The sequence below is a fragment of the Streptomyces sp. NPDC111516 genome, from assembly GCF_055635345.1.
Map to the genome: position 1 here is coordinate 90,940 of NZ_JBVKBV010000022.1, position 11,945 is coordinate 102,884.

The 11,945-nt window shown below is 68.2% G+C and carries 12 protein-coding genes; 10 read left to right on the forward strand and 2 right to left on the reverse strand.

All coding sequences use genetic code 11. The features are described from left to right. Nucleotide 1 precedes the first annotated feature (1 nt). From nadC to ACZ7L9_RS30500, 7 genes are all read left to right on the forward strand, one after another. Complete coding sequence (nadC, locus tag ACZ7L9_RS30470; protein WP_471420217.1) at nt 2–1,045, forward strand: carboxylating nicotinate-nucleotide diphosphorylase; 1,044 nt, start codon at nt 2–4, stop codon at nt 1,043–1,045. After that, nucleotides 1,045–1,842 carry a type III pantothenate kinase gene (locus ACZ7L9_RS30475; RefSeq protein ID WP_471420219.1) on the forward strand — a complete coding sequence of 266 codons (798 nt, stop codon included), beginning with the start codon at nt 1,045–1,047 and terminating at the stop codon, nt 1,840–1,842. Before nadC ends, ACZ7L9_RS30475 begins: the two co-directional genes overlap by 1 nt. A gap of 142 nt (nt 1,843–1,984) precedes the next feature. Beyond that, nucleotides 1,985–2,575 carry a hypothetical protein gene (locus tag ACZ7L9_RS30480; RefSeq protein ID WP_471420279.1) on the forward strand — a complete coding sequence of 197 codons (591 nt, stop codon included), beginning with the start codon at nt 1,985–1,987 and terminating at the stop codon, nt 2,573–2,575. 61 nt (nt 2,576–2,636) lie between these two features. Then, nucleotides 2,637–2,816: a hypothetical protein gene (locus ACZ7L9_RS30485; protein WP_471420221.1), complete on the forward strand. Its 180-nt coding sequence runs from the start codon at nt 2,637–2,639 to the stop codon at nt 2,814–2,816. A 110-nt stretch (nt 2,817–2,926) separates the two neighbouring features. Beyond that, nucleotides 2,927–3,427 (forward strand): BlaI/MecI/CopY family transcriptional regulator, encoded by a 501-nt coding sequence (locus ACZ7L9_RS30490; protein WP_471420223.1) that lies wholly within the window; start codon nt 2,927–2,929, stop codon nt 3,425–3,427. 10 nt (nt 3,428–3,437) lie between these two features. After that, a complete protein-coding gene (locus tag ACZ7L9_RS30495) occupies nt 3,438–3,995 on the forward strand; it encodes an amino-acid N-acetyltransferase (RefSeq protein WP_471420224.1) in 558 nt (185 codons plus the stop codon). A gap of 144 nt (nt 3,996–4,139) precedes the next feature. Next, on the forward strand, nt 4,140–4,475 hold the full coding sequence (locus ACZ7L9_RS30500; protein ID WP_093894032.1) for a histone-like nucleoid-structuring protein Lsr2: 336 nt from the start codon (nt 4,140–4,142) through the stop codon (nt 4,473–4,475). On the opposite strand, the gene ACZ7L9_RS30505 is transcribed toward ACZ7L9_RS30500, so the two are convergent. Further along, nucleotides 4,454–5,062 (reverse strand): SCO3374 family protein, encoded by a 609-nt coding sequence (locus tag ACZ7L9_RS30505; RefSeq protein WP_471420225.1) that lies wholly within the window; start codon nt 5,060–5,062, stop codon nt 4,454–4,456. The two genes, ACZ7L9_RS30500 and ACZ7L9_RS30505, sit on opposite strands and share 22 nt — an antisense overlap. A gap of 429 nt (nt 5,063–5,491) precedes the next feature. Between ACZ7L9_RS30505 and ACZ7L9_RS30510 the strand changes: the two genes are divergently transcribed. Both ACZ7L9_RS30510 and ACZ7L9_RS30515 read left to right on the forward strand, forming a co-directional pair. Further along, the gene (locus ACZ7L9_RS30510; RefSeq protein ID WP_351787469.1) at nt 5,492–8,020 is read left to right on the forward strand and encodes an ATP-dependent Clp protease ATP-binding subunit; all 2,529 of its coding nucleotides are present in this window, start codon (nt 5,492–5,494) and stop codon (nt 8,018–8,020) included. Between the two features lie 735 nt (nt 8,021–8,755). Further along, nucleotides 8,756–9,436 carry a M23 family metallopeptidase gene (locus ACZ7L9_RS30515; protein WP_471420227.1) on the forward strand — a complete coding sequence of 227 codons (681 nt, stop codon included), beginning with the start codon at nt 8,756–8,758 and terminating at the stop codon, nt 9,434–9,436. A gap of 20 nt (nt 9,437–9,456) precedes the next feature. Here the strand turns inward: ACZ7L9_RS30515 and ACZ7L9_RS30520 are convergent, their stop codons facing one another. Next, a complete protein-coding gene (locus tag ACZ7L9_RS30520) occupies nt 9,457–10,041 on the reverse strand; it encodes a TetR/AcrR family transcriptional regulator (RefSeq protein WP_471420229.1) in 585 nt (194 codons plus the stop codon). 128 nt (nt 10,042–10,169) lie between these two features. Here ACZ7L9_RS30520 and ACZ7L9_RS30525 point away from each other — a divergent pair, with 128 nt between their 5' ends. Next, nucleotides 10,170–11,786: an MDR family MFS transporter gene (locus ACZ7L9_RS30525; RefSeq protein ID WP_471420231.1), complete on the forward strand. Its 1,617-nt coding sequence runs from the start codon at nt 10,170–10,172 to the stop codon at nt 11,784–11,786. The last annotated feature ends 159 nt before the right edge of the window (nt 11,787–11,945 follow it).

The following is an 11,945-nucleotide window of genomic DNA, read 5'->3' on the forward strand; positions in this document are numbered from 1 at the left end:
CGTGAGCACGCCCGAAGAGAATCCGCGCCCCACACCCGTGGACGTACCGCTGATCCAGATCGGCGCGCCCGCACCGTCCGAGGGCGGCTGCGGGGACGGCTGCGGCTGCGGCGTGGACGAGTTCTACGAGCTCAATCCCCTGGAGTGCGGCCTCGACCCCGATCTCGCCCAGCTCCTCGCCGACGCGGGCCTGGACCCGGTCCAGGTCGAGGACGTCGCGCACGTCGCCATCGAGGAGGACCTCGACGGCGGTGTCGACGTCACCACCGTCGCGACCGTCGCCGAGGACGCCGTGGCCACCGGCGACTTCACCGCCCGTGAGGCGGGCGTCGTGGCCGGCCTGCGCATCGCCGAGGCAGTCCTGTCCATCGTCTGCACGGACGAGTTCGCGGTCGAGCGCCATGTCGAGGACGGCGACCGCGTCGTCCCCGGCCAGAAGCTGCTGACCGTCACCACCCGCACCCGCGACCTGCTCACCGGCGAGCGCAGCGCACTCAACCTGCTCTGCAGGCTCTCCGGCATCGCGACCGCCACCCGCGCCTGGGCCGATGTCCTCGAAGGAACGAAGTCCAAGGTCCGCGACACCCGCAAGACCACCCCGGGCCTGCGCGCCATGGAGAAGTACGCGGTGCGCTGCGGCGGCGGCGTCAACCACCGCATGTCGCTGTCGGACGCGGCGCTGGTCAAGGACAACCACGTGATCGCGGCCGGCGGCGTGGCCGAGGCCTTCAAGCGGGTCCGGGACGAGTTCCCGGACGTACCGATCGAGGTCGAGGTCGACACCCTGCAGCAGGTCCGCGAGGTCCTCGACGCGGGCGCCGACCTGATCCTGCTGGACAACTTCACTCCGCTGCAGACCGCCGAGGCGGTCGCCCTGGTCGGCGGCCGCGCGGTCCTGGAGTCCTCCGGCCGGCTCTCCCTGGACTCCGCGCGCGCCTACGCGGAGGCGGGCGTCGACTACCTGGCCGTCGGCGCGCTCACCCACTCCTCGCCGATCCTCGACATCGGCCTGGACTTCCGCGACACCGACGGGGCCGGCGCCTGATGCTGCTCACCATCGACGTCGGCAACACCCACACCGTCCTCGGCCTGTTCGACGGCGAGGAGATCGTCGAGCACTGGCGGATCTCCACCGATGCCCGCCGTACCGCGGACGAGCTCGCGGTGCTGCTCCAGGGGCTGATGGGCATGCACCCGCTGCTCGGCGAGGAGCTGGGCGACGGCATCGAGGGCATCGCGATCTGCTCCACGGTCCCGGCCGTCCTGCACGAGCTGCGCGAGGTGACCCGCCGCTACTACGGCGACGTCCCCGCGGTCCTCGTCGAGCCGGGCATCAAGACCGGGGTGCCGATCCTGATGGACAACCCGAAGGAGGTCGGCGCGGACCGCATCATCAACGCGGTCGCCGCCGTCGACCTGTACGGCGGTCCGGCGATCGTCGTCGACTTCGGCACGGCCACCACCTTCGACGCGGTCTCCGCCCGCGGCGAGTACACCGGCGGTGTCATCGCGCCGGGCATAGAGATCTCGGTCGAGGCGCTCGGCGTCAAGGGCGCCCAGCTCCGCAAGATCGAGCTGGCCCGGCCGCGCAGCGTGATCGGCAAGAACACGGTCGAGGCGATGCAGGCGGGCATCATCTACGGCTTTGCCGGCCAGGTCGACGGTGTCGTCACACGGATGAAGAAGGAGCTGGCCGCCGACCCCGACGACGTCACCGTCATCGCGACGGGCGGCCTTGCGCCGATGGTGTTGGGCGAGTCCTCCGTCATCGACGAGCACGAGCCCTGGCTCACTCTCATCGGTCTGCGCCTGGTGTACGAGCGGAACATCGCCCGGATGTAGCGGATACGGGGGCGTACCTGCGGGAACGGCGCGGCGGCGGACCGAGGGCCGCCGCCGCGCCGCCGACGACCCGTTAAGCGGATTTTGTCCATTTAGCACGTATTGTCGCGCCATGCCCACGCCTTACGGATCACGCGGCGGTATGGCGTTCAGCGCGGACGAGCTGCGTGTGCTCCGACGCGCCCTCTCCACCGCCCTTCACCCCACGCCCCTGCCCGACGAGGACGTCCAGGACTGCCTGCGGCTGGCGGGCGCCGTGGACGAGGCGGTCGGCGAGGCGGGACGCCTGCGCGCGTTCCTGCTCGCCGATCTCGTCCGCTACCGCAACGCCCTCCCCGGCTCCGTCAGCGGCTACCTGGAGCTGCTCCAGGACGCCCTGGCGGGCGGATACGACCCCCGCCCCGACGACCTCGCCGCACTGCGTGCCGTGCGCCACAGACCGGTGGCCGCGGCCCTCCTGGAGCGCTGTCAGGTGCTCGCGGAGCGCTCGGTACGGGCCCGCCTCGCCGGACGTGCCACGCCGGCGGTGGCCCCCGCGCCCCGCAGCCGGCTTCTCGCCCTGCCCGGCGGCCGGGCCGACGAAGCCGAACCCGAACAGCCGAAGACCCCGGCGGCCCCGGCCCGGCCGGCCCGGCCCGCCCCGTCGCCCGGACGCCCGGCACCCAAGCCCTCCGAGGTCTTCCCGCCCCGCCGCCCGGCCCCGCCGCCGCAGCAGCAGCGCGCCGTGGGATAGCCACGCCGCCACCCGGAGGGGGCGCGCGGAAGTCCGTACCGGCCTCGCTACTCTGGATGCCATGGACTACGTAGCCGCGCTCGTGCCCCCCGTGGTGATGGCCGCCTTCTTCATCGGCCTCGTCGTGACGATCGTCAAGAGCCAGGGCGGTCCCAACAAGGCCAAGGAGGACGCGGCCGTGGACTCGATGCTCGGCCATGCCGAGTCCGGCCAGCAGGCCCCGCGGACCGACGGAGTCTGATCACTTCGCATCTCGCAGTACGCAAAGGGCGCACGACTCGTCAGGAGTCGTGCGCCCTTTCGCTGCGTAAATAACCGAGCATTCCCGGCATCTGGCACTAAAGTGACATTGTGCCCCGCCAATTGGGAGATCTGGAAGACGCCGTGATGACGCGGGTCTGGCAATGGAACCGTCCGGTCACCGTGCGGGAAGTCCTCGAGGACCTTCAGCAGGAACGCTCCATCGCCTACACCACCGTCATGACGGTAATGGACAATCTCCATCAGAAGGGCTGGGTGCGCAGGGAAGTCGACGGCCGCGCATATCGATATACGGCGGTCTCCACCCGCGCCGCCTACTCGGCCGCACTGATGAACGAGGCCTGGTCGCGCAGTGACAACCCCGCTGCCGCTCTTGTCGCCTTCTTCGGCATGATGTCCGCCGAGCAGCGCGAGGCCCTCCGGGACGCCATGCGGATCGTCCGGCCCGACCTGCCCGGGACCTCCGCGACCCCGACGCGGGAAGCGGCCGACGAAGCCGCTGATGAAGGCACGCGCGAAGCCGCGGATGAACCAACCGATGAACGGGCCGGAGATCCGGCCGATGGCGTGGGCCCGGAGTCCGGGCGATAGCGTCGGGGGTATGTCCTCAGAGCTTCCGCATACCGATTTGCGTACCGAACCGTCGGTTATAAACGTGGCCATCACCGTTCGCCGTGCCAGGACCAGCGATGTGGCATCGGTCCGCCGTCTCCTCGACGGGTACGTACGTGAAGGCATCCTCCTCGACAAAGCGACGGTGACCCTTTACGAGGACATCCAGGAGTTCTGGATCGCGGAACGCGACGAGGACGCCCGGGTCATCGGCTGCGGTGCACTGCATGTGATGTGGGAAGACCTGGCCGAAGTGCGCACTCTCGCGGTCGACCACCGTATCCGGGGCGCCGGAGTCGGACATCAAGTACTGGACAAGTTGCTGCAGACCGCCCGCTGGCTGGGCGTACGCCGGGTTTTCTGCCTCACCTTCGAAGTCGACTTCTTCGCGAAGCACGGCTTCGTGGAGATCGGAGAGACACCGGTCGACGGAGATGTCTACAGCGAGCTGCTGCGTTCCTATGACGAAGGTGTAGCAGAGTTCCTGGGCCTCGAACGAGTGAAGCCGAACACCTTGGGCAACAGTCGGATGCTGCTGCACCTGTGACCGCGACAAGAAGCCGTAGCTCTATGTCCGAATCGCGCACGTTTCCCGTCTTCTTGCGATCCTGAACCTCTCCCGGGGGTTTGTGTTTTTCGGAGAAAAGCGGTTTCCTTTCCGCGTACTGCATTTTCGATGAAAGGAAATCCGGTGGCACAGAAGGTTCAGGTCCTTCTTGTCGATGACCTCGACGGCGGCGAGGCGGACGAGACCGTCACGTTCGCCCTGGATGGCAAGACGTACGAGATCGACCTCACCACGAGCAACGCGGACAAGCTCCGTGGTCTTCTTGAGCCGTACACCAAGGGTGGCCGGCGTACGGGTGGTCGTGCCGCGGCCGGTCGCGGCAAGGGCCGCGCTGTTACGGGTGGCAACAAGGACACCGCGGAGATCCGCAAGTGGGCGCGCGAGAACGGCCACAATGTGAATGACCGCGGCCGTGTTCCGGCGGAGATCCGCGAGGCTTACGAGAAGGCCAACGGCTGAGCTGTCGACTCATCGGTCGACCGCCCCGTTCGGGCGCGCATCAACCGGACCCGGTGGCATTCCGTCGCCACCGCGTCCACGAGCCGTGCGAGATCGGGAGCACCCCCACCCCTGCTCCCGAGGCCGCCCAGGGCCGGCAGTTCCGGCTCTTCCTCGTGCCGCAGCCCGGGGGGCCGCAGCCATACCGCGGCCCCCGGCCGGCTCGGCACCCCGCCGGGCGGCACCGGCGCGGTGATCCGGCCGCCCGCACCGATGGCGGTCAGCGAGAGGGTGACCCCGCCCCACTCCAGCCACTCCAGCAGTCCGGGCAGCTCGTCGGCGCTTCCCGCCGCGACCAGCAGGCTCATCCGTGCGCCCGCCAGCGCCACCGGCCCGCTGCGGCCGACCCGCCGCAGCGCCGCACGGCCGACGGCCGCAGGCACCTCCAGGACGTCGAACCGCAGCCCGGTCAGCAACCGCACCGGTGTGGTGCCCTCCGTTGCCCAGCCGAGCTCGCGTTCGTACCACCGTGCCCACCACACGCATGCATCGAGGCTTTTCCTCCCGTCGGCGAACGACGGCGGGGGAGGCGGGACGGTGATGGCCATGCCGGAAGAACGGCCGAGCCGCACCAACGGTTACGCGGAGTCCGTGACCGGGTGCACAGAGTGTCCGGCATGGGGGCGTAGAGGCGTATTCGGGAGCGTAAATATGTTCGCCCATAGCGGAGGGAACCGGCGTGCGCCGCATGGACTGTCTGTAATAGCGGGTAAGACATCCCTAGTGGGGAGGGGCGACACGCAGGCCCGGGCATCTCACGTTCGCCATCGGCGTACTGACGAAAGGCGTATCTGCCTGGCCTGCGGGAACATCGTCTCGCACCATCGGGTTGGAGCAGATGTCGGCGTTCGAGGTCAGGAGGCCAAGGACGGTGTCGGCAGTTGGAATGAGCGGTCCCCGCTTGCGGGACTAAGCTGCGGAAGGACAGGGAGGGGACCGACCCCTTACTGCCTGACCGCTCTGAGGAGCGATTAACGATGTTCGAGAGGTTCACCGACCGCGCGCGGCGGGTTGTCGTCCTGGCTCAGGAAGAAGCCCGGATGCTCAACCACAACTACATCGGCACCGAGCACATCCTCCTGGGCCTTATCCACGAGGGTGAGGGTGTCGCCGCTAAGGCCCTGGAGAGCCTCGGGATTTCGCTCGAGGCGGTCCGCCAGCAGGTGGAGGAGATCATCGGCCAGGGCCAGCAGGCCCCGTCCGGGCACATCCCCTTCACGCCCCGGGCCAAGAAGGTCCTGGAGCTGTCGCTCCGCGAGGCCCTTCAGCTCGGCCACAACTACATCGGCACCGAGCACATCCTGCTCGGCCTGATCCGCGAGGGCGAGGGCGTCGCGGCCCAGGTCCTCGTGAAGCTGGGCGCCGACCTGAACCGGGTGCGGCAGCAGGTCATCCAGCTGCTCTCCGGGTACTCGGGCGGCAAGGAGGCGGCAACCGCGGGCGGCCCCGCGGAAGGCACCCCCTCCACGTCCCTGGTGCTCGACCAGTTCGGCCGGAATCTCACCCAGGCCGCTCGCGAATCCAAGCTCGACCCGGTCATCGGGCGCGAGAAGGAGATCGAGCGGGTCATGCAGGTGCTGTCCCGCCGTACCAAGAACAACCCGGTTCTCATCGGCGAGCCCGGCGTCGGCAAGACGGCGGTCGTCGAAGGACTGGCGCAGGCCATCGTCAAGGGCGAGGTGCCCGAGACCCTCAAGGACAAGCACCTCTACACCCTCGACCTCGGTGCGCTGGTCGCCGGCTCCCGTTACCGCGGTGACTTCGAGGAGCGCCTGAAGAAGGTCCTCAAGGAGATCCGCACCCGCGGCGACATCATCCTGTTCATCGACGAGCTCCACACCCTGGTGGGTGCGGGCGCCGCCGAGGGCGCGATCGACGCCGCCAGCATCCTCAAGCCGATGCTGGCCCGCGGTGAGCTGCAGACCATCGGTGCGACAACGCTCGACGAGTACCGCAAGCACCTGGAGAAGGACGCCGCGCTGGAGCGCCGCTTCCAGCCCATCCAGGTCGCGGAGCCGTCGCTGCCGCACACCATCGAGATCCTCAAGGGCCTGCGCGACCGCTACGAGGCCCACCACCGCGTCTCCATCACGGACGAGGCGCTGGTCCAGGCCGCGACGCTGGCCGACCGGTACATCTCGGACCGCTTCCTGCCGGACAAGGCGATCGACCTGATCGACGAGGCCGGTTCCCGGATGCGCATCCGCCGGATGACCGCGCCGCCGGACCTCCGCGAGTTCGACGAGAAGATCGCGGGCGTCCGCCGCGACAAGGAGTCCGCGATCGACTCGCAGGACTTCGAGAAGGCCGCGTCCCTGCGCGACAAGGAGAAGCAGCTCCTCGCCGCGAAGACCAAGCGCGAGAAGGAGTGGAAGGCCGGCGACATGGACGTCGTGGCCGAGGTCGACGGTGAGCTGATCGCCGAGGTCCTGGCCACCGCGACCGGCATCCCGGTCTTCAAGCTGACGGAGGAGGAGTCCTCCCGGCTGCTGCGCATGGAGGACGAGCTCCACAAGCGCGTCATCGGCCAGAAGGACGCCATCAAGGCCCTCTCGCAGGCGATCCGCCGTACGCGAGCCGGTCTGAAGGACCCGAAGCGCCCCGGTGGTTCGTTCATCTTCGCCGGCCCGTCCGGTGTCGGTAAGACGGAGCTGTCCAAGACGCTCGCCGAATTCCTCTTCGGTGACGAGGACGCGCTGATCGCCCTCGACATGTCGGAGTTCAGCGAGAAGCACACGGTTTCCCGCCTCTTCGGTTCTCCCCCCGGTTACGTGGGTTACGAAGAGGGCGGTCAGCTCACCGAGAAGGTGCGCCGCAAGCCGTTCTCCGTCGTCCTTTTCGACGAGGTCGAGAAGGCCCACCCCGATATCTTCAATTCCCTGCTCCAGATTCTGGAAGACGGTCGGCTGACCGACTCCCAGGGCCGGGTCGTGGACTTCAAGAACACGGTCATCATCATGACGACCAACCTCGGGACCCGGGACATCTCCAAGGGCTTCAACCTGGGCTTCGCCGCCCAGGGTGACGTCAAGACCGGCTACGAGCGGATGAAGAACAAGGTCAACGAAGAGCTCAAGCAGCACTTCCGCCCCGAGTTCCTCAACCGCGTCGACGACACGGTCGTCTTCCACCAGCTCACCGAGGAAGACATCATCCAGATCGTCGACCTCATGCTCGCCAAGGTGGACGAGCGCCTGAAGGACCGCGACATGGGCATCGAGCTGAGCTCGGAAGCCAAGTCGCTCCTGGCGAAGAAGGGCTACGACCCCGTGATGGGCGCCCGGCCGCTGCGCCGGACGATCCAGCGCGAGATCGAGGACATCCTCTCCGAGAAGATCCTCTTCGGTGAGCTGCGCCCCGGTCACATCGTGGTCGTCGGCACCGAGGGCGAGGGCGAGGAGAAGGCGTTCACCTTCCGCGGCGAGGAGAAGTCGGCTCTGCCCGACGTCCCCCCGATCGAGCAGGCGGCGGGCGGCGCGGGACCGAACATGTCGAAGGACGTGTGAGGACGCGCCAAAGCGCCTGAGCGCCTGAGCATCTGAAGGGGCTGCCCCGGAACCGTGAGAAACGGTCCGGGGCAGCCCCTTTTGCCGTGCCCTTGCCGCGATCGGCACCGAACACCTCGGAACGGTGAACCGGAACGACTTCGCCCCGTGGGCCGGCCGTGCGTCGCACCCGGCCGCGGGCCCCGTGTGCGGGTGCGAGGCGCGTGCTGCGGCCTGTCACCACCGCAGCGTGGGTTTCCGGGCGCCCGCGCCGCCCCGTGGGAGCACCCGGGCGGTCCGGGAGCAGTGCGCCGATCCGCTGCCGGTCGTCGTGGCCGCGTGGCCGGGTGCCGGCCGAAGACCCCGAATCGGACGGGCTTCGGCCCCACCGGGGTGACAAGGCACACAGCCCATTCGGAGCCTACTAGCAGCGATAGGGGAGAGCGTCGCGGCAGCGGCAGGGACCCTTGCCCCCGCCCGGGGAGGGGCTTTCGGAGCTCGAGGAGGAGGAGCCTGAATCGCTACGTTTAGTCCGGTTCAACCGGTTTGGACCTGGGGTTAAACCTGTCCGAAAAAACGGGTTTCGAGGAGCTCCGGCGATAGGTGTGTGAAGTCATCGGCAGTGAATTCCCGAGGGCACGCTACGGCTTTTGTTCGTAGATGAGGTGTTTGAGTATGGCTGGGGGTGCGGGTTACCAAGGAATGGCCAGCCCGGCCGGAGCGCCGGGTCCAGTCATCTCCGGAGGATCTCCGCTTATGTCGAAGCGCGTTTCGTTCCAGCACTCCCGCCGCCCGTCCCTGTCCCGTGTCCGTGGCGCCGTGGTGGCAGCCGGCCTGGGGACGTCGATGGTTCTCGGTGCGGGCGCTGCGTTCGCGGCCGCCCCGGCGGGTTCCCCCGGCGCGGCAAGCCTGATCAACGACTCCTCGGCCCACTCGGTCGCCCAGCAGGCGGCCGTGCAGGGCAAGGCGGCCAAGGCGGCCGAGGCGGCAGCCAAGAAGGCGGCCGCGAAGAAGGCCGTCGGCTGGGAGATCCCGGTGAGCCACTACGAGCTGAGCGCGAGCTTCGGCACCGACGGCAGCCGCTGGGCCCACAAGCACTCCGGCCAGGACTTCGCCGTGCCGATCGGCACCAAGGTCAAGGCCGCGCACAGCGGCACCGTCGTGAAGGCCGGTCCGAACGGTGGCGGCGACGGTCCCGCGTACGGCAACGCCGTCGTGATCAAGCACGCCAACGGCACATACTCGCAGTACGCCCACCTGTCGCAGATCGATGTGCGCATCGGCGAGACCGTGAAGACGGGTGAGAAGATCGCCCTCTCCGGCAACACCGGCAACTCCAGCGGCCCGCACCTGCACTTCGAGATCCGCCACACCGCCGACTACGGTTCCGCGGTCAACCCGGTCAGCTTCCTGCACAAGGAGGGCGTCTCGGTCTGATCCGGCCGGGACGGACCCCGCTACTCGGCGGACTCCGGGCTGTGCGCCCGAGTGACGAGTTCGAAGGCGACTTCGAGGACGGCCTTGCGCTTCTCCTCGGGGTCGCCTTCGAGGTCCTTGAGGGCGAACATGCCCGCGTGCGCCGCGAAGAGCGCGGTATAGCAGCGCACCTGGTCGGTCAGCGATGCGCCGGGTTCCAGGATCAGGTCGACGAGGGCGACAACGCGTTCCTTGATGGTCACCCCGATGCTGAGGTCCCGTACGGCCGCCTGGTTCTCCTGCATGAAGCGGAACAGTGGGGCCGCGCCGATCAGGGCCTCGCTGTAGCGGCTGAGGATCTCCTTCTTCGTCTCCAGGGTGCGCGGCTGCTCCTTGCCCCAGGCGAGCAGCTCCTCGACCGGACGGTTGAGGTCATCGAAGATGCTGACCAGGATGTCTTCCTTGGTCTTGAAGTGGTAGTACAGCGCGGCCTTGGTGACATCCAGCCGCTCGGAGATCTCGCGGAGCGAGGTCTTCTCGTAGCCCTGTTCGGCGAAGAGCTCCAGGGCGACATCCTGAATGCGCTGGCGCGTGTTGCCACGGCGCTGCTGCGGCGTGCGGCCCATGAAGCTCTCCCTCAAAAAACTTACTTGACGCCCGGCTAGTTACGGGTCTACTTTCCCCAGTGTAGTCAACTAGCCGGGCGGCAAGTAAGTGTCCGGGCCGCACAGCGGATCAGGGGAGTGGGGACCAAGTGTCCGATCTGAAGAAGGCGGCCGGCGGAAAGGCGGCCGGTGCCGACCTGCCGGCCGGAAAACCCGGGAAACAGCAGCGCAGTGTCCGGGTGGTGATGCTCGCCCTCATGATCACGATGCTGCTCGCCATGCTGGACAACCTGATCGTCGGCACGGCCATGCCGACCATCGTCGGTGACCTGGGCGGCCTGGAGCATCTGTCCTGGGTCGTCACCGCGTACACCCTGGCCACCGCCGCGTCCACCCCCATCTGGGGCAAGCTCGGCGACATGTACGGGCGCAAGGGCATCTTCCTCACGTCCATCGTGATCTTCCTGATCGGCTCGGTGCTGAGCGGAATGGCCCAGGACATGGGTCAGCTGATCGGTTTCCGGGCGGTCCAGGGGCTCGGCGCGGGCGGTCTGATGGTCGGCGTCATGGCGATCATCGGCGACCTCGTACCGCCCCGCGAGCGCGGCAAGTACCAGGGCATGATGGCCGGTGTCATGGCCATCGCCATGATCGGCGGACCGCTGGTCGGCGGCACCATCACCGACCACCTCGGCTGGCGCTGGAGCTTCTACATCAACCTGCCGCTCGGCGCGGTCGCCCTCGCCATGGTCACCGCCGTACTGCATCTGCCGAAGCGTGAGCGCACCGCGGCGAAGGTCGACTACCTCGGCGCCGGGCTGCTGACTCTCGGCATCACCGCGATCGTGCTGGTCACCACCTGGGGTGGTTCGGAGTACGACTGGGACTCCGCTGTGATCATGGAGCTCATCGCGATCGGTGTCGCCTCGCTCGTCGGCTTCCTCGCCGTCGAGACCAAGGCCGCGGAACCGATCATTCCGCTGCACATATTCCGCAGTCGCAACTTCACCCTGATGTCCGTCGTCGGCTTCATGGTGGGCTTCGTGATGTTCGGCGCGGTGCTCTTCCTGCCGCTGTACCAGCAGTCCGTCCAGGGCGCCTCCGCGACCAACTCGGGTCTGCTGCTCCTGCCGATGCTGCTGGCGATGATGGTGGTCTCACTGATCGCGGGACGCGTCACCACCAGCACCGGCAAGTACAAGATCTTCCCCATCGTGGGCTCCGCCCTGATGGTGGCCGGTCTGTTCCTGCTCTCCCAGATGGACACCGCCACCACGCGGTTGACCTCGGGCATCTACATGGCGGTGCTCGGCGCGGGCATGGGCTTCCTGATGCAGATCACGATGCTCGTCGCGCAGAACAGCGTGGAGATGAAGGACATGGGCGTCGCCTCCTCCGCGACCACCCTCTTCCGTACGCTCGGCAGCTCCTTCGGCGTCGCGATCATGGGCGCGCTGTTCACCGGACGGGTGCAGGACGAGATGGCGGCCCGCGGCGGCGGGGCAGCCACCGCGAAGTCCGCGCAGCTGGACGCGGCGAGCCTGGCGAAGCTGCCGGAGCAGGCGCGTGAGGCGTACCAGTACGCGGTGTCGTCCGGCACGCACATCGCGTTCCTGGTGGGCGCATCGGTCGGCGTCATCGCCCTGCTCGCCTCGGTGTTCGTCAAGGAGGTCCCGCTGCGGGGAGCGGGCCCGGAGACCACGTCGTCGGACGACACGCAGGCACGGGACGCGGCTGCCGCTCCCAAGCAGACCGAGGTCGTCTGACCTTTTCGCGGCGTACACGTAGGAGCCCGCGTACGGGAGAGGGTCCCGGGGGGGGGCCCGGGAGGCTCTCCCGTGTCTGGTTTCGCCACCGGTTCCTTTGTGGGAAGGACTCGCACCCTCCCCGTCCCCACTTTCCTGGGTGTGCTTTTCGGAAAACCG